Source organism: Streptomyces mesophilus, assembly GCF_040300965.1.
In the GTDB taxonomy this organism is placed as follows: Bacteria; Actinomycetota; Actinomycetes; order Streptomycetales; family Streptomycetaceae; genus Streptomyces; species Streptomyces mesophilus_A.
On record NZ_JBEPEW010000159.1, the window covers coordinates 1 to 17,325 of the forward strand.

Annotated in this window: 15 protein-coding genes, 1 rRNA gene and 1 riboswitch; of the genes, 3 read left to right on the plus strand and 13 right to left on the minus strand. The window is 68.2% G+C overall.

Annotated elements, in window-relative coordinates:
- Positions 1-46: 46 nt before the first annotated feature.
- On the minus strand, positions 47-1,570 hold the full coding sequence (locus tag ABT367_RS34995; protein ID WP_352257322.1) for a glutamate--cysteine ligase: 1,524 nt from the start codon (positions 1,568-1,570) through the stop codon (positions 47-49).
- Between the two features lie 486 nt (positions 1,571-2,056).
- Here ABT367_RS34995 and ABT367_RS35000 point away from each other — a divergent pair, with 486 nt between their 5' ends.
- Together ABT367_RS35000 and ABT367_RS35005 are read left to right on the plus strand one after the other, a co-directional pair.
- Positions 2,057-2,632, plus strand: a complete 576-nt coding sequence (locus ABT367_RS35000; protein WP_352257323.1) for a hypothetical protein — start codon at positions 2,057-2,059, stop codon at positions 2,630-2,632.
- 382 nt (positions 2,633-3,014) lie between these two features.
- Positions 3,015-3,221 (plus strand): DUF5999 family protein, encoded by a 207-nt coding sequence (locus ABT367_RS35005; protein WP_052582559.1) that lies wholly within the window; start codon positions 3,015-3,017, stop codon positions 3,219-3,221.
- Between the two features lie 77 nt (positions 3,222-3,298).
- Here ABT367_RS35005 and gcvP read toward each other — a convergent pair whose 3' ends face one another.
- Positions 3,299-6,184 (minus strand): aminomethyl-transferring glycine dehydrogenase, encoded by a 2,886-nt coding sequence (gcvP, locus tag ABT367_RS35010; RefSeq protein ID WP_352257324.1) that lies wholly within the window; start codon positions 6,182-6,184, stop codon positions 3,299-3,301.
- Positions 6,185-6,375: 191 nt separating this feature from the next.
- Positions 6,376-6,483: riboswitch (glycine riboswitch) on the minus strand.
- Positions 6,484-6,642: 159 nt separating this feature from the next.
- Between gcvP and ABT367_RS35015 the strand changes: the two genes are divergently transcribed.
- Positions 6,643-7,008, plus strand: a complete 366-nt coding sequence (locus ABT367_RS35015) for a PRC-barrel domain-containing protein (RefSeq protein WP_352257325.1) — start codon at positions 6,643-6,645, stop codon at positions 7,006-7,008.
- A 134-nt stretch (positions 7,009-7,142) separates the two neighbouring features.
- On the opposite strand, the gene ABT367_RS35020 is transcribed toward ABT367_RS35015, so the two are convergent.
- The 11 genes from ABT367_RS35020 to rrf form a co-directional block, all read right to left on the minus strand.
- Positions 7,143-8,543: a DNA polymerase IV gene (locus ABT367_RS35020; protein WP_352257326.1), complete on the minus strand. Its 1,401-nt coding sequence runs from the start codon at positions 8,541-8,543 to the stop codon at positions 7,143-7,145.
- A 126-nt stretch (positions 8,544-8,669) separates the two neighbouring features.
- Entirely contained in the window at positions 8,670-9,305 is a 636-nt protein-coding gene (locus ABT367_RS35025; protein WP_165336420.1) for a MerR family transcriptional regulator, read from the minus strand.
- 172 nt (positions 9,306-9,477) lie between these two features.
- A complete protein-coding gene (locus ABT367_RS35030; RefSeq protein ID WP_006123076.1) occupies positions 9,478-9,951 on the minus strand; it encodes a bifunctional nuclease family protein in 474 nt (157 codons plus the stop codon).
- 56 nt (positions 9,952-10,007) lie between these two features.
- Positions 10,008-10,757 (minus strand): transcriptional regulator FtsR, encoded by a 750-nt coding sequence (ftsR, locus tag ABT367_RS35035; RefSeq protein ID WP_352257327.1) that lies wholly within the window; start codon positions 10,755-10,757, stop codon positions 10,008-10,010.
- Between the two features lie 16 nt (positions 10,758-10,773).
- Positions 10,774-11,655 carry an FHA domain-containing protein gene (locus ABT367_RS35040; RefSeq protein ID WP_233416625.1) on the minus strand — a complete coding sequence of 294 codons (882 nt, stop codon included), beginning with the start codon at positions 11,653-11,655 and terminating at the stop codon, positions 10,774-10,776.
- Between the two features lie 157 nt (positions 11,656-11,812).
- Entirely contained in the window at positions 11,813-12,583 is a 771-nt protein-coding gene (locus ABT367_RS35045; RefSeq protein WP_434975610.1) for a DUF881 domain-containing protein, read from the minus strand.
- Between the two features lie 5 nt (positions 12,584-12,588).
- Positions 12,589-12,921 (minus strand): small basic family protein, encoded by a 333-nt coding sequence (locus tag ABT367_RS35050; RefSeq protein WP_008749169.1) that lies wholly within the window; start codon positions 12,919-12,921, stop codon positions 12,589-12,591.
- Complete coding sequence (locus tag ABT367_RS35055) at positions 12,918-13,817, minus strand: DUF881 domain-containing protein (protein ID WP_352257329.1); 900 nt, start codon at positions 13,815-13,817, stop codon at positions 12,918-12,920. Before ABT367_RS35055 ends, ABT367_RS35050 begins: the two co-directional genes overlap by 4 nt.
- An 87-nt stretch (positions 13,818-13,904) precedes the next feature.
- Positions 13,905-16,400, minus strand: coding sequence for a mannose-1-phosphate guanyltransferase (locus ABT367_RS35060; protein ID WP_165336426.1), 2,496 nt, complete (start codon positions 16,398-16,400; stop codon positions 13,905-13,907).
- Between the two features lie 75 nt (positions 16,401-16,475).
- Positions 16,476-17,084, minus strand: coding sequence for a CDP-alcohol phosphatidyltransferase family protein (locus tag ABT367_RS35065; RefSeq protein ID WP_352257330.1), 609 nt, complete (start codon positions 17,082-17,084; stop codon positions 16,476-16,478).
- Positions 17,085-17,231: 147 nt separating this feature from the next.
- A 5S ribosomal RNA gene (rrf, locus tag ABT367_RS35070) occupies positions 17,232-17,325 on the minus strand; the annotation flags it as partial.

A 17,325-nucleotide genomic window follows, 5' to 3' on the forward strand; every position in this document is an offset into this window, starting at 1 on the left:
GGCGGGCCGGGGCGAACCCGGCCCGCCGCGCGCCTCGAGCCCGGGTTCATCCGGGAGCCACCACCGCGTCCGGCAGCGCCCCAACCGGCCAGGTGTGCACGGGTTCGCCCGCGTGCATGAGTTCGCAGTAGCGCCGCGTCGTGGCGGCCAGCGCCGCCTCCCGGCCCAGACCGCTCTCCAGCGCCCGGTGGTAGGTGGCCACCTGCCAGGAGGCCCCGTTCACCCGGCGCTTGCAGCGCTCCTCGATGACCCCCAGATAGTGGTCCCGGTCCACGGGCGCCACGCCCCACGCATCGAGCCCCGCGGCCGCCAGCGGGAGCAGTTCGTTGCGTACGAGATCGACGGCCGGCATCCGCGCCACGCCCCCGAAGCGCCCGGGGCGCGGCCAGTCGAGCTCGGCCTCGATGCCGTACCGGCACGCCGCGTCGAAGTTGGCGGCGGCCGCCTCGAACGGCAGCCGCGTCCAGACCGGCCGGCTGTCCTCGGCGAGCGCCCGTACGACGCCGTAGTAGAAGGCCGCGTTGGCGATGACATCGGTGACGGTCGGACCGGCCGGCAGCACCCGGTTCTCCACCCGCAGATGCGGTACACCGTCGGCGATCCCGTAGACGGGACGGTTCCAGCGGTACACCGTGCCGTTGTGCAGCACGAGTTCGGCCAGCGACGGCACACCGCCCTCGTCGATCACGCGCAGCGGTTCCTCGTCGTCGCAGATCGGCAGCAGCGCCGGGAAGTAGCGCAGATTCTCCTCGAAGAGGTCGTACGGCTTGGTGATCCACCGCTCCCCGAACCAGGTGCGCGGCCGCACGCCCTGCGCCTGAAGCTCGGGCGGACGCGTGTCGGTGGCCTGCAGGAACAGCGGCGGCCGCGACTCACGCCACAGCTCGCGACCGAACAGGAAGGGCGCGTTGGCACCCACGGCTATCTGCGCGGCCGCGACGGCCTGCGCCGCGTTCCACACATCGGCGAACCGCCCCGGTGTGACCTGCAGATGCAACTGCACGGAGGTGCAGGCCGCTTCGGGCGCGATCGACGCGGAGGTGCAGCTGAGCCGCTCGACACCCTCGATCTCGAGATGGAAGTCCTCGCCCCGGGCAGCCACCATCTGGTCGTTGAGCAACATGTAGCGATCGACGGCGGAAAGATTCGACGACACCAGATCGTCCTGCCCGAGCGTCGGCAGAATTCCGATCATGACGATCCCTGCGGCCACTTCGTTCGCTTTACGGTGCGCATAGTTCAGTCCGGTACGCAGCTCCTCCGCGAGCTGGTCGAGAACGCGTCCGCCCAGCGCGTGCGGAGCAATATTCACTTCGAGATTGAACATCCCGAGCTCGGTCTGGAAATCACGGCTCGCGATCCGTTCGAGAACTTCCGCATTCATCATTCTCGGCAGACCATCGGGCCCCGTGAGATTCAGCTCTATCTCCATGCCCATGAGATTCCGGGGCCGGTCGAACCGCTTCTCGTCCAGCAGACGCGCGAGCCCGGCGAGGCACTGCTGCAGCTTTCTGCGGTAGCGCTGCCGATCGGACAGGTCGAACGCTCCCGCCGCGACCTTCTCCCCCATCGAAGTGTCCCCTCCTCGATTGGGCAGTCCACGGCCATGTCACCGGGGATGATGCCCAGGCAATGTGATCGATAACGCCCCGCATCTGCCCACCCGGCTGTACCCTCAATCACATTCACCCGCGGCACATTCACGCGGCATGCGGCACAGCGCAGTTGCGCCCGCGAGAGCAGTGGTGGAATACGCCGACGAGAATCGGCCGACCGCCCGTACGGACATACCCCAGGTCAGCGGCGCCACCCCGGTACGGAATCGGGAGAAATACCGCGGCACGGCGACCGAATACCGCCTTGCCCGCAATACTGACGACGGCTACCCGAAACATTGTGAGAACACGCGTCGTATAAACTCCGCGAACGAGGCAGAGAGTTGGCGCTCGCGGACTGGATCCTGGCCATCCCCCGCCCCTCTGGCCCCGAGAGCTGACAACGCCGTCTGCACCCACGCCCCCGCACCACCAGCCTGTCTCATGAGAGGCGACCCATCATGCCGCTGCAAGTCCCTCCGGCTCCCGCGCCAGCCCTGCGCAGCGTCCTCGCGGCACTTGGTTCCCCCACCGCCGTACGCGAGGCGCGTACCCCGTCCCTGCGCAACGCACAGGGACCCGTCACCGCCGAACTCCCGCTGCCCGTCCACGTCCTGAACCAGGCCGGCACACCCCGGACCCGGCTCACCGGATGGCGCTTCCTGCTGCGCAGTGAGGGCCGCACCGTGGCCGCCTGCGACACGATGCTCACGGCGGACGGCTGGACCTTCTCGCACTTCTTCGAAGGCCCGTACATCACCTCCACCGAACGGGCCCTGCGCCAGGCGGAGTCCCTGCAGACGCGCTGCCAGCCGCGTCTGCTCTCGGTGCCCGAGCTGTACATGCTGACGTTGTGGCTGCACAACGACTGCACCTCGGACGGTACGGAGGGCCGCCTCGCCTCCACGGATGTCCTCGTACCCCTGGCCCCCGCGCCCCCCGGGATCGCCGCCCACCAACCGCACCTCGCGGCGGAGCTGCTCCCGGTCCTGACCCACCGGCTCGCTCCCGCCTCCCTGCTCGGCCAGGCGGTCTGAGCACGTGTTCCTGTGCCCCGCGATCCAGCCGGTCGCGGGGCACAGGCATGTCGCGGGGCGCAGAGAGCACAGGACGTACGCATGTCGCGGAAAGGCAACCCGCGTGGCCCCTACATGGGCCCGCCTCGCACCGCCCGACCGGACTAGCCCCTTCAGGCCACCCCTAACCACCCGAAGAGACCGCCGAGTTGGACTGAACCGTCCGCACGGGTGATGCGTCACTTCCTGGTGAGGAGCGCTGCCGGTAAATCCCTGCGGAATCGAGCCCGTAGGGCAACACTGGTTCCGGACCGACCACACGGGGGCGGCAATGAACACCGCAGCACACCGATCCATCCGCGGGACACAGATCACCACTACGGACCAGCGAAAGAACCCTTCCATGTGCCAGCACCAGCCAGCCTGTCCCACAGCCGACTCAGCCGACCGGGAAGCCGCGCTCCTTGTGGCCTTCCACCCGGAGCAGGGCTGGAGCCTGCTGTGCAACGGCGTCCTGCTCTTCGAGGACACCGGTGAGCTGCTGCCGGACGGACAGATCATCGCGCCGCACCGGCCTCTGGGCACCGGCTCGGTGGTCCGCGCGGCCTGAGGGCACCACCCAGCACCACCGAGGGCCGGCCCGGAGATCCACTCTCCGAACCGGCCCTGATGTATGTCCCGGGGGACTTAGTTCTCGTACGCGTCCAGCGGCGGGCAGGAGCAGACGAGGTTGCGGTCGCCGTACGCCTGGTCGATCCGGCGCACCGGCGGCCAGTACTTCTCCGCCGCCACCAGACCGCCCGGGAAGACGGCCTCTTCACGGGTGTACGGGTGCTCCCACTCACCGGCCATGGTCGCGGCCGTGTGCGGTGCGTTGTGCAGCGGATTGTCCTCGGCCGGCCACTCGCCCGAGCCGACCTTCTCGATCTCCGCGCGGATCGCGATCATCGCGTCGCAGAACCGGTCGAGCTCGCCCAGGTCCTCGCTCTCGGTCGGCTCGATCATCAGGGTGCCGGCCACCGGGAAGGACATCGTCGGCGCGTGGAAGCCGTAGTCGATCAGACGCTTGGCGATGTCGTCCACGCTCACACCGGTCGCCTTGGCCAGCGGCCGGATGTCGATGATGCACTCGTGCGCCACCAGACCGCCGGGACCGGTGTAGAGCACCGGGTAGTGCGGCTCCAGGCGCTTGGCGATGTAGTTGGCGCCGAGCACGGCGACCTGCGTCGCGCGCTTGAGGCCCTCGCCGCCCATCAGACGTACGTACGCCCAGGAGATCGGCAGGATCCCGGCCGAGCCGAACGGCGCGGCGGAGATCGGACCGACACCGGTCTCAGGACCGGCGGCGGGCTGCAGCGGGTGGTTGGGCAGATGCGGGGCGAGGTGCTCGCGCACCGCGACCGGACCGACGCCCGGACCGCCGCCGCCGTGCGGGATGCAGAAGGTCTTGTGCAGGTTCAGGTGCGAGACGTCGCCGCCGAAGTGCCCCGGCTTGGCAAGGCCCACCAGGGCGTTGAGGTTGGCGCCGTCCACATAGACCTGGCCGCCGGCGTCGTGCACCTGGGCGCAGATGTCGGCGACGTGCTCCTCGAAGACACCGTGCGTCGAGGGGTACGTGATCATCAGGACCGCGAGCTGGTCCTTGTGCAGCTCGATCTTCGCACGCAGGTCCTCGACATCGATCTCACCGTCGTCGGCGGTCTTGACCACGACGACCTTCATGCCGGCCATCACGGCGCTCGCGGCGTTGGTGCCGTGCGCGGAGGACGGGATGAGGCAGATGGTGCGCTGGTCGTCGCCGTTGGCGCGGTGGTAGCCGCGCACCGCGAGCAGGCCGGCGAGCTCACCCTGCGAGCCGGCGTTGGGCTGCAGCGAGACCTTGTCGTAGCCGGTGACCTCGGCGAGCTGCTCCTCGAGCTCACGGATCAGCGTCAGGTAGCCCTGCGCCTGCTCGGCGGGCACGAAGGGGTGCAGCTGGCCGAACTCGGGCCAGGTGACCGGCTCCATCTCGGTGGTCGCGTTCAGCTTCATGGTGCAGGAGCCGAGCGGGATCATGCCGCGGTCGAGCGCGTAGTCCTTGTCCGAGAGCTTGCGCAGGTAGCGCAGCATCGCGGTCTCGGAACGGTGCTCCTGGAACACGGGGTGCGCGAGGTACTCGTCGGTGCGCAGCAGCCCGCTGGGCAGGGCCTCACCGGCGACCTCGTCGAGGGCCACGATGTCGCCCTCGACCCCGAACGCGGCCCAGACGGCGGCCAGTTGCGTACGGGTGGTCGTCTCGTCACAGGACAGCGAGACGTGGTCGGCGTCGACGAGGTGCAGGTTGACCCCGCCCTCACGCGCGGCGGACACGACCTCGGCCGCCCGCCCGGGGACGCGCAGGGTGAGGGTGTCGAAGAAGGAGCCGTGCACGACCTCGACACCACCGGCCTTCAGGCCTTCGGCGAGGATCGTCGCATAACGGTGCGTACGGCGGGCGATGTCGGCCAGCCCCTGCGGGCCGTGGTAGACGGCGTACATACCGGCCATGACGGCGAGCAGCACCTGCGCGGTGCAGATGTTGCTGGTCGCCTTCTCACGGCGGATGTGCTGTTCGCGGGTCTGCAGCGCGAGGCGGTACGCCTTGTTGCCGTCGGCGTCGACCGAGACACCGACCAGGCGACCGGGCAGGCTGCGCGCGAACTTCTCGCGGACCGCCATGTAGCCGGCGTGCGGACCGCCGAAGCCCATCGGCACACCGAAGCGCTGCGTCGTACCGACCGCGATGTCCGCGCCGAGCTCGCCGGGCGAGGTGAGCAGCGTCAGGGCGAGCAGATCGGCGGCGACGGTGACGATCGCCCCGAGCTCGTGTGCCTGCTCGATCACGGGCTTGAGGTCACGGACGGCGCCGGAGGCGCCCGGGTACTGCAGCAGCACACCGAAGACGCCGCGCTCGGCGACCTCCGCCGGGATGCCCTGCGAGAGATCGGCGACGACCACCTCGACACCGGTCGGCTCGGCGCGGGTCTCGATCACGGCGATGGTCTGCGGCAGCGCATCGGCGTCGACCAGGAAGACGCCCTGCTTCACCTTGCCGACCCGTCGCGCCAGCGCCATGGCCTCGGCGGCGGCGGTGCCCTCGTCGAGCAGCGAGGCGCCAGAAGTGGGCAGACCGGTCAAATCGGCAACAACGGTCTGGAAGTTGAGCAGCGCCTCGAGCCGGCCCTGCGAGATCTCCGGCTGGTACGGGGTGTACGCCGTGTACCAGGACGGGTTCTCCATGACGTTGCGCAGGATCACCGGCGGCGTGAACGTGCCGTAGTAGCCGAGACCGATCATCGGCGCGAGCACCTGGTTGCGGTCGGCCAACGTGCGCAGCTCCGCGAGGACTTCGGCCTCGCTGCGCCCCTCGGGCAGATCCAGCGCCTCGGCGCTCTTGATGACGTCCGGCACCGCGGCCGCGGTCAGCTCGTCGAGCGAGCCGTAGCCGACCTGGGCGAGCATCTTGGCGCGCGCCTCGGCGTCGGGCCCGATGTGACGCTGCTCGAAGGGGATGCCACGCTCGAGCTCGTGCAGCGGGATGCGGTTGGCGGTCATTACGGAGGCCTCCTGGTCGATACGACCTGCGAGGGGTACCACGGCGCGGGTACCCGGACGGCCTCCCCCTCTGTCATCTCAACCTGAGAGTTTCACCGGACCGTGCTCCATCTTTCACGATGTGCACAGCCCGACTTTCACCGTCGGTGAGAGCGGAAGCCGTGGACGCCCGCCCTGCTTTCCAGAGTGACCTCGTCCGTGCGGTACGGGTGCCTGAGAGATTCCGGGGAGGATTTGCTCCTTCGGCGCCTCCGGCCAGCACGTTCACTGGGCCCGGAGAGCTCTCCCGCACGGGGTCAGCAGCCGTCTGCCAGCCTACCAGCGGGCACACCCGTCGATTCCTCGCCTACAAACCCCGAAATCCCCGAGTGGCCGAGGGCGGCAATGTGCTCTTTCGTAGTCAATACGGATGACTTGCGACTGACGTCCGGCTGACGTGCGACTTGTCTGGAGGGCCTGTGCAGACCGACATCGACCCCCGCAGTCTGATCGGCCGCAAGGCCTTCGACCGCAACGGCTCAAAACTCGGCACCGTGGACGAGGTCTATCTCGACGATGCGACCGGTGTCCCCGAGTGGGCGGCGATACGCACGGGACTGTTCAGCAGGGACGCGTTCGTCCCCCTGGAACCCAGCGAACTGGTCGAGGGAACCCTGCACGTCCCGTACGAACGCTCCCTGATCAAGGACGCTCCCGACTTCGGCGTGGGCCGCCACCTCTCCCCCGAACAAGAGCTCCAGCTCTACCACCACTACGGCATCTCCCTCACGGACGACACCGATCCCCCAGCGGACCGCGACTTCGGCCAACTCGCCGGCGAGTAATTCAGCCCCTGCGGCGATTGAGCAGATCCGAACGAAGTCCGGATGCGGGGGAGCAGGGGGCGGAGCCCCCGCGGGCTACCCACTCCATGGAGTTCATGCAATGGGGGTCCGTGGGCGAGCCCCCGGACCCGGCGCTACTCCGCCGACCCCACCAGAGGCAACGGCTCCCCCGGAGCCAGCAACGGATCATCCACCCGAAACGTCCGCACCCGCCCCGGCCCCGACCCCGGCGTCTCGAACCGCACAGTCACCCTCCCGAGCCCACTCCCCTGCACCCACCCGGGCCCGAACTCGGCATGCCGCACATCGTGCCCCGCATGCCACCTCCGCTCCGCAGGCGCCGTCTCAGGGGCTTCGGCCGCTTCGGCCCCGAGCGCCGATTCCTCGTCCCTCACAGCTCCGTCCCCGGAATCGGCAGCCGAAGCCGAGTCGGCGGCCGCAGCAGCAAGCTCCGCCTCAGCAGCCTGCGCCTGAGCGAACAGATCCTCCTGCGTGTAGTCGGCAAGACCGCTCACGCCGACCCCGAGCAGCCGCACCCCACCCGTCGTGTCCACGGACTCGAGCAGCCGCGCCGCCGCTTCCCGTACGACCGCCGGGTCGTCCGTCGGCCCCCGCAGCGTCTCGGACCGCGTCAGCGTCGAGAAGTCATAGCGCCGCACCTTGAGCACCACGGTCCGCCCCGAATGCCCACCGGCCCGCAGTCTCCCCACACACCGCTCCGCAAGCCGGTCCACCTCGAACCGCACTCGCACCCGGTCGTGGATGTCGACATCGAAGGTGTCCTCCACGGACACCGACTTGGTCTCCCGCTCGGCGACCACGGGCCGCTCGTCGACAGCCAGCGCCATCGTGTACAGATGCCCGCCATGCGACTTGCCGAGCAGCCGTACGAGCTCGTCCGCACCGGCCTCGGCGATCTCCCCCACCGTCGTGATCCCGGCCCGCCGCAGGTGATCACCCGTCGCGGGACCGACACCGGGCAGGATCCGCACCGACTTGTCCGCGAGCAGCTCCCGCTCCGTCCCCGGCACGATCAGCCGCAGCCCGTCCGGCTTGGCATCCTCGGACGCGATCTTCGCCAGCATCTTGGAGGCCGCGAGCCCCACCGACCCGGTGAGCCCGGTCACCGCCCGTATGTCGGCCCTGAGCTTCTCCCCCACCGCCAGCGCGGAGGCCGTGTCCCAGGCCACCTCGCCCGCCTCCAGATCAACGAAGGCCTCGTCCAGGCTCAACGGCTCGACCAGCGGCGACAGCTCCTTCAGCAGCCCCATGACCTGCTCGCTGATATCCCGGTACAACCCGAACCGCGGCACCAGGTAGGCCGCATTCGGCGCGAGCCGCCGCGCCTGCCCCATCGGCATCGCCGAGTGCACCCCGAACCGACGTGCCTCATACGAAGCGGTGGCCACCACACCGCGTGGCCCGAGCCCGCCCACGATCACGGCCTTCCCGCGCAGGCTCGGCTTGGATGCCTGCTCCGCCGAGGCGTAGAAGGCATCCATGTCGAGGTGCAGGATGGTGGGCGCCGCTCTCACAGCACCGATGCTGCCCTACGCCACTGACAACGGCCCCGAAGACGCCGGGGCCGCGCGTCGGACGGCGCGATCACGTCACCGCCCGCGGGCTGCCGGACAGCGCGATCTCCCCACCGCCGCAAGCTGTCAGACGGCGCGATTGCCCCGCCGCCGCGCCAGCTCATCCGCAGGGTTGTGCCCGATGAGCGTCTCGCCGGTGTCGACGCGCTCCCCGTGCAGCTGCGCCAGCGCAGCCTCCACATCACGCCATACGACGCCCACCGCGATCCCGAAGATCCCCTGACCGCCCTGGAGCAGCTCGACGACCTCGTCCGGCGAGGTGCACTCGTAGACCGTCGCACCATCGCTCATCAGCGTCATACGGTCCAGATCCGCGAATCCCCGCTCGCGCAGATGCTGCACCGCGGTGCGGATGTTCTGCAGCGAGACCCCGGTGTCCAGGAACCGCTTCACGATCTTCAGGACGACGACGTCCCGGAAGCTGTAGAGCCGCTGCGTCCCCGACCCGAAGGCGGGGCGCACGCTGGGTTCCACGAGCCCTGTACGGGCCCAGTAGTCCAGCTGCCGATAGGTGATGCCGGCCGCCGCGCAGGCGGTCGGTCCGCGGTAGCCGACCTGTTCGGCCGCCTCACCGCTGTTCCCCCGCGCTGCCGCCGGCCGCTGCGGAGAGTGATCGGTCGCGCCGCTGTGAAGCGGGTACGGACCTTCCCCCAGACTTCGTCCGGGGGCACCCCCAGCCGTACCGTCGCCGCTGCTTCTCACGTCGGCCTCCGTCCTTGACCTGCCTTCTCGACGGTAGGCAGTACCCAGGAGCACGTCAACGAACGCCACACTCGGCACGCCGAGTGATAATCACCCGAAGTGTGGTTTGAGCCGCCTCACCGCGTGGAAAGGCTAGCCGAATGCGCACGCCGGCCCGCTGGTACGGGCGGCGTCACTGGCTGTTCGTCCCGAAGTCCTCGGGTGAGATCTGGTCCAGGAACTCGCGGAACTTCTCGACCTCGTCCTCCTGCTCGTCCGGAATCGCGATTCCGGCGTCGTCGAGGACGCCGTCGCTGCCGTAGATCGGCGTTCCGGTACGCAGGGCGAGCGCTATGGCGTCCGAGGGCCGCGCGCTGACCTCGACACCACTCGCGAAGACAAGTTCCGCATAGAAGACACCTTCCCGAAGGTCGGTGATGCGCACTTCTGTGAGCTCCTGGCCCACGGCTTCCAGCACGTCCTTGAACAGGTCGTGCGTCAGCGGCCGTGCGGGGGCCATGCCCTGCTGAGCGAAGGCGATCGCCGTCGCCTCCCCTGGTCCGATCCAGATGGGGAGGTAGCGGTCGCCACCCACTTCACGCAGGAGCACGATCGGTTGGTTGGAGGGCATTTCGACCCGGACACCGACAACGTCGAGCTCATTCACACAGCAACCCTAGGACCTGCCCGACCGGTTTGGGTAGTCGGGCACCCTCCCAGTCACTACAGGCGTACCCTGAGCGCCGACTGGACAAGCGCCGCATGCAGCTTGATCGTGAGCGCCGCCAGCTCCTTCGTACGGGCTTCGGCATGGGTCCTGGTCTGCGGATTGCGGTGCCGCCGCAGCGGAGCCACCACCTGGTCGACCAGGCCCGCCTCGCGCTCGGCGGAGGCCTTCATGGCCCGCAGATGCCTCGGCTCGATTCCCGAGCTTCCGAGTTCGACGACTAGCTTCGCGATCTGCACGGCGTCGGCTTCGTAGTCGCCCTCGGCCGACGGCGTGATCAGGCCATACGATTCCCACTCGGCCAGCTCGTCCGCGTCGACCTGTGCCGCCGCAAGCAGCGTGGCGCGGCTGATCCGGCCCGCGGTGGGCTGGTCGGCCGGCATGGCGAGGCCGACGGGAAGGTCCTCGTCAGAGGTCCGCTGCTGGCCCATATGGGCCGCCGGTACCTGCTCTCCGCGCTCCAGAGCGTCCAGGTGCTCCCTGATGACCTTGAGCGGCAGGTAGTGGTCGCGCTGCATCCGCAGCACCTGAGCGAGCCGCTCGACGTCCACGGCGCTGAACTTCCGGTACCCGGACGGGGTGCGCTGCGGTTCCACCAGGCCTTCGGACTCCAGGAAACGAATCTTGGAGATGGTGACCTCGGGGAACTCCTCGCGCAGCAGATTCAGTACCTGCCCGATACTGACGGGCTCGCCGTCCGCGGTGGCGGTGCCGTTTCCGGCACCGCCCCTCGGTGTGTGAAGCATGGGCCTTCCCTGCAGGTCAGATGGCCCGCTGGCTCGCGTAGAAGACCAGGCGGTACTTGCCGATCTGCACCTCGTCACCGTTGGAGAGCTGCACCGCGTCGATGCGCTCACGGTTGACATAGGTGCCGTTGAGGCTGCCCACGTCGGAGACGGTGAAGATCCCGTCCGCACCGCGACGGAACTCCACATGGCGACGGGACACGGTCACGTCGTCCAGGAAGATGTCGCTCTGCGGATGACGTCCCGCGGTGGTCAGCTCACCGTCGAGCAGGAAGCGGCTGCCCGAGTTCGGCCCGCGGCGCACGACGAGCAGCGCCGAACCGAGCGGCAGTGCGTCGACGGCGGCCTGGGCCTCCGGCGAGAGTCCCGGTGTCGGGGTCTGGCCCGTCACCTCCGCCTCGTAGGCCTCGAGTCCCGAGATCGAGATGGTCGAGGTCGTCTCGGAGGGCCGCTCGCCACCCGGAGCCCGAAGGGGCGCGCCGCAGTTGGAGCAGAACCGGCTGGCCTCGGCGTTCCGGTTACCGCACCTCGTACACACCAGGGCCGACATGGACGGATCCTCCTGCCGCGGCTGCCCCGCGGGGGCGTGGGACGCATACGGGCCGGCGCCGAACTCTCCACCCGTACTTGAGGTTGATGGTTCTGAGAAACCTATGCCGCCGGACACAGCAGGGTCAACAGAAGACGCGCCCGGAGCGCCCGAAATGTCACCGCCGGCGCCGCCCACCTGATCGCGGAACAGCGGGCGTTCACCACCCTGGCCCTCGGGCTCTCCTCCATGCCGCGGAGCGCGGTGCCTGGCGGCGCCGCCGTCCTCGCGCGAGCTCTTGCCGAACAACTTCTGAAACAACTTCACGGGCGATTCCCCTTGACCGAAACAGACCCGCCCGTGGGGCAGGACGAACCCTGACTGCTCACACCGGCGTACATCGGCGACGCAGACACCTTCTCAACGTCCGCAACCTCCGGACAGTTTCCACCACGCGACACCCTTCCGGTGCGCCGACCCCCCGCAACCTCATGCCCTCGCTCACGGCCTGTGACACGCCCCTGCCTCACTGGGAGGACGACCGAGCGTAGTCAGGACGATTCGCCCGTCGCAAGGCATCCACGACGATCTTCTCGCCGCGTGTCACTTCCACCGTGGCCTGCTCCTTCTCCATGGTCTGCACGACACCTCCGGGGATGTTCAGGGCCGGTTCGAGGTCCTGCGCCTTGCCGATCACTTTGAAGCGGTACGGAGCGGCGACCGGGCGACCGTCGACCTCGACCCCGTCGGAGCCGTCCGTGAGGTAGGTGTTCGCCACCACCCGCACATCGTTGATCTGGATCGCCTCGGCGCCCGCGGCCCGCAGCTCCTGGATCGCGTCGAGCAGCATGTCCGCCTCGACCGCTCCCTTGCTGTCGGTGACGGTCACGGTGATCCCGGGCCCTTCGGCCGCCACCGTCCCTGCGAGTACCCCGAGTTGCCGCTCCTTCTCCACCGTCTGCCTGCGCGCCTCTTCGGCCTGGTCCGAGCTGTTCTCCAACTCGGTCCGCTGATCGTCGAGACGCTGCTTCTCGTCTTCTAGACGTTGGGTGCGGTCGTCCAGTTCATCGAGAATGCGGACAAGATCTTCCTGACGCGCTCCGCGCAGCGCACTGCTCTCGCTGTTCGAACGCACCTGAATGGCAAGTCCGAGCCCGAGCACGAACAGCAGCAGCGCCACGATCAGCTGCGCCCGCGACACCTTCGGCGGCCACAGACTCCGCAACAGCCGCTGCCGGCCGGTGACTTCCGGCGCGGGCGTTTCATCCGGCACGAGGTTTTCCTGAGGGTTGCTCATCGGCTTCACGCCCGGAAGACATGGCGGCGGATGGCCGCGGCGTTGGAGAAGATCCGGATGCCGAGCACGACGACCACACCCGTCGAAAGCTGCGCACCGACGCCCAACTTGTCGCCGAGGAACACGATCAGCGCGGCGACCACGACGTTGGACAGGAACGAGACCACGAAGACCTTGTCGTCGAAGATGCCGTCGAGCATCGCGCGGAGCCCTCCGAACACCGCGTCGAGCGCGGCGACCACCGCGATCGGGAGATACGGCTCGACCACTGCGGGCACCTCGGGCCGGACGAAGAGTCCGACGACGACGCCCACGACGAGGCCCAGTACGGCGATCACGATGTGCCCTTCCCTGCTTTCGGCTCTGCGGTTCGTACGATCAGGCTCGGCGCAGCCGGCAACCGCAGTTCGTCCTCGACGGAGATATCCGCCTTGATCCCGAAGTTCTCCTTCAGCGCGTGCAGATAGAGCCCGTCCGCGCTGTCCTGGAACTTGGTGCTCAACTGTTTTCCGTCACCGATGGCGAGCACGGTGTACGGCGGCACCAGGGGCTTGTTGTCGACCAGTATCGCGTCACCCGCGGCCCTGATCGCGGACAGGGCGGTCAGCCGCTGCCCGTTGATCGAGACGGCCTCGGCACCGGACGCCCAGAGGCCGTTGACGACCTGCTGCATATCCCGGTCGCGTACGCGCCCGTTGTCGGAGAAACCCGTCTCTCCGCGCGGTCCGTCGCCGCCCTCGCCGTCGCCACCAGCATCGTCCACGACGAGCTTGATCCCGGGACCGGTGACTTCGGTGTCCCCCGCGAGCAGCGCCACCAACTCCCCCTGGCCGCTGCCGTCTTCGTCGAGGGCGCGACTGCGCCGCTCGTCCACGTCGTCCCGCAACGCGTCGACCTCGTCCTCGAGGTGGTCGGCGTCGGACGATTCGCGTTCGATCCGGTCGATGAGCTCCTCGCGCTCCTTGGCGAGCACCGGAGCTGCCATCCGCGCCTCGGCGGCACCCACCGTCACCACGAGCGCGGCAAGCACGAGCCCGGCCGCGAGACCGAGCTTCGCGCGCAGGGTACGGGGCAATCCGCCCTCGCCCTGCGCCTGTTTGCGTGCCGCCGCCTCCGCGTAACCGTCGTCGAGGCTGTGGTCCATGACATTGGTGAGCAGCGACATCGAAGCGTCCAGGCGCGGGGGGCGCGAATCGGTGCTCCGAACGGGGGGCTGCTGCGGCATGCCGCACATCGTCGCACGTCGCGCCCCGTACCTCCGAATGGCCCCACCGGCGCGCCGGGCCCGGCTGAACTGCCGGGGCCCGGCGCGCGGTGAAGATCAGCGTCCGGCGCTGTCCACGACCGCCGACCACTCGTCGAGCAGGGCCTGCGCGGAGGCGTCGTCGGGGCCCTCGGCCCACAGGTGCGTGACGGCCTCGGCGGGATCCGGAAGCACCATCACCCAGCGCCCGTCGGTCTCGACGACCCGTACCCCGTCCGTGGTGTCCACGGACCGCTCTCCGGCCTCCTCGACGACCCTCCGCATGACGAGTCCCTTGACCGCCCACGGAGTCGCCAGATCCCGCTTGAGCACGTGGGCACGCGGGATACGGGCATCGATCTGGCTGAGCGTGAGCTGCGTCCGCGCCACAAGCCCGATCAGCCGCACGAACGCGGCCGTACCGTCGAAGACGCTGCTGAACTCCGGCACGATGAAGCCGCCACGACCGTCACCGCCGAAGATCGTCGCCTCGTCCCTGCCGACACGGGTCAGGTCGTCGGGCGACGTGGTCGTCCAGTCCACCTGAGTGCCGTGGTACGCGGCGACCTGTTCGGCGATACGGGTGGTGGTCACCGGAAGCGCCACACGCCCGCTCCGCCGCTCGGCCGCCACGAGGTCCAGCATGACGAGCAGCGCGCGGTCGTCCTCGACGATCCGCCCCTTCTCGTCCACCAGCGACAACCGCTCGCCCACGGGATCGAACCGCACGCCGAACGCGGCCCGCGCCGATGCGACGATCTCTCCGAGCCGCACCAGACCCGACCTGCGGGCGTCCGCGGTCTCGGTGGGCCGCGACTCGTCGAGACCCGGGTTGATGGTCAGGGCATCCACCCCGAGCCGCCCGAGCAGGCTCGGCAGCACAAGCCCGGCGCTTCCGTTCGAGGCGTCGACCACCACCTTGAGCTCGGACTCCGCGACGCCGCTCGTGTCGATATTGCGCAGCAGCGATCCCGTGTACGAGTCGTAGACGCTCGACGGGAAGTGCAGATCACCGATCTCACCGGGGAAGGCGCGCCGGTACTCCTGCCGGGCATAGACGCGATCGAGCTTGCGCTGCCCCGCCTGCGAGAGGTCCGCTCCCCGTCCGTCGAAGAACATGATGTCGACGGAGTCCGGCACCCCGGGAGTCGTCCGGATCATGATGCCGCCGGCGCTGCCCCGCGCGGTCTGCTGCCGGGCCACCGGCAGCGGCACGTTCTCCAGGTCCCGCACGTCGATCGCGCTGGCTTGCAGCGCGGAGATCACCGCTCGCTTCAGCGCCCGGGCACCTCGCGAATGGTCGCGCGCGGTGGTGACCGTGGAGCCCTTCTTCAGCGTCGTGGCATACGCACCCGCCAGACGCACCGCGAGCTCGGGCGTGATCTCGACGTTGAGAATCCCGGACACCCCGCGGGCGCCGAACAGATGGGCCTGCCCCCTGGACTCCCAGATCACCGAGGTGTTGACGAAGGCGCCGGCCTCGACCGTCTTGAAGGGGTAGACGCGTACGTTCCCCTGAACAATCGATTCCTCACCGACGAGGCACTCGTCCCCGATGACCGCGCCGTCCTCGATCCTCGCGGCGCGCATGATGTCGGTGTTCTTTCCGACGACACAGCCGCGCAGGTTGCTGTGGGGACCGATGTAGACGTTGTCGTGCACAACAGCGCGATGCAGGAAGGCACCGGTCTTCACGACGACATTGGAGCCGATGACGGTGTGCTCGCGGATCTCGACATCGGCTTCGACCTTCGCGTAGTCACCGATGAACAGCGGACCACGGAGTACGGCGTCCGGATGCACCTCCGCGCCTTCCGCGACCCAGACACCCGGCGAGATCTCGAAGCCGTCGATCTCCACATCGACCTTGCCCTCGAGCACATCGGCCTGTGCCTTCACATAGCTCTCGTGGGTGCCGACGTCCTCCCAGTACCCCTCGGCGACAAACCCGTAGATGGGCTTGCCCTCCTTCATGAGCTGCGGGAAGACATCGCCCGACCAGTCCACCGGAACATCCGGCTCCACGTAGTCGAACACCTCAGGCTCCATCACATAGATGCCCGTGTTGACGGTGTCGGAGAAGACCTGACCCCAGGTCGGCTTCTCCAGGAACCGCTCGACCTTGCCTTCCTCGTCGACGATCGTGATCCCGAATTCCAGAGGATTCGGGACCCGCGTCAGACATACGGTGACAAGCGCACCCTTTTCCTTGTGGAAATTGATGAGCTCGGTGAGGTCGAAGTCAGTGAGCGCGTCACCGGAGATGACGAGAAATGCGTCATCCTTGAGCGCGTCTTCGGCGTTCTTGACGCTGCCGGCGGTGCCGAGTGGCTTCTCCTCATTGGCATAGGTGAGCTCCATTCCGAGCTCTTCCCCGTCACCGAAATAGTTCCGCACCAATGAGGCGAGGAATTGAACGGTGACGACGGTTTCGTTTAGCCCATGCCGCTTGAGCAGCCGTAGCACATGCTCCATGATGGGCCGATTGGCCACAGGCAGGAGCGGCTTGGGCATGCTCGAGGTCATGGGGCGAAGGCGTGTGCCTTCGCCTCCAGCCATCACGACGGCCTTCATGTCGGAAGCGTCCTCCTTGAGAGACGACGGTCTTGCCGACTCAGCCCGCCTAAAACGCCACCGAATACGGCAGGCTCAGTCGGCCGTGTTGTCCGCTCTGACGAGCCGGCGGACCTGAACCACGTACAGGATCCCTGCCCACCAATACAGCGTTGTACCCCATCCTGCGAACGCCCATCCGAAAATAGCAGCGAGCGTCCCGAGCCAGCCACTTGTATCGCTGAGCAGCAACAACGGGAAGGCGTACATCAGGTTGAAGGTGGCTGCCTTCCCGAGGAAGTTCACCTGCGGCGGCGGATAGCCATGCCGCCGGAGGATTCCCACCATCACCAGGAGGACCGCTTCACGCGCGAGTAGCACCAAAGTCAGCCACAGCGGCAGAATCTCGCGCCAAGTGAGCCCGACCAATGTCGACAGGATGTAGAGCCGGTCCGCAGCCGGGTCGAGGAGCCGGCCCAGGTTGCTGATCTGATTCCAGCGTCGCGCGAGCTTCCCGTCCAGATAGTCGCTGATCCCGCTGAGCATCAGCACGATCAGTGCCCACACGTCGCTGTTGGGGCCGCCGAACACGGGCCTGAGGATCAACCACAGGAACAGAGGTACGCCGAGCAGCCTCGCCATGCTGAGGATGTTCGGGATGGTGAGAACCCGGTCGGTCTGGACACGGGTTTCCTGGACCTCCACCCGGGGGCCTCCTGTGGGAACGTTCCTACGATGCCCCATGACCTTACCCTCCGTGGCGACGGCCGGCCGCCATGGGGTGGGCCATGAAACACCCATAACGCAGAAAACCCCCGCACCAAAATGGTGCGGGGGTTTTCTCCAAAATAAGTTCGGCGGCGTCCTACTCTCCCACAGGGTCCCCCCTGCAGTACCATCGGCGCTGTGAGGCTTAGCTTCCGGGTTCGGAATGTAACCGGGCGTT

Excerpts from the sequence above, each read along its gene's own strand:
- gcvP (WP_352257324.1), bottom strand. The coding sequence starts at position 6,184 with ATGACCGCCAACCGCATCCCGCTGCACGAGCTCGAGCGTGGCATCCCC.
- ABT367_RS35060 (WP_165336426.1), bottom strand. The coding sequence starts at position 16,400 with ATGAAGGCCGTCGTGATGGCTGGAGGCGAAGGCACACGCCTTCGCCCC.
- ABT367_RS35000 (WP_352257323.1), top strand. The coding sequence starts at position 2,057 with ATGCCGCTGCAAGTCCCTCCGGCTCCCGCGCCAGCCCTGCGCAGCGTC.
- ftsR (WP_352257327.1), bottom strand. The coding sequence starts at position 10,757 with ATGCTTCACACACCGAGGGGCGGTGCCGGAAACGGCACCGCCACCGCG.
- ABT367_RS34995 (WP_352257322.1), bottom strand. The coding sequence starts at position 1,570 with ATGGGGGAGAAGGTCGCGGCGGGAGCGTTCGACCTGTCCGATCGGCAG.
- ABT367_RS35005 (WP_052582559.1), top strand. The coding sequence starts at position 3,015 with ATGTGCCAGCACCAGCCAGCCTGTCCCACAGCCGACTCAGCCGACCGG.
- ABT367_RS35045 (WP_434975610.1), bottom strand. The coding sequence starts at position 12,583 with ATGAGCAACCCTCAGGAAAACCTCGTGCCGGATGAAACGCCCGCGCCG.
- ABT367_RS35055 (WP_352257329.1), bottom strand. The coding sequence starts at position 13,817 with ATGTGCGGCATGCCGCAGCAGCCCCCCGTTCGGAGCACCGATTCGCGC.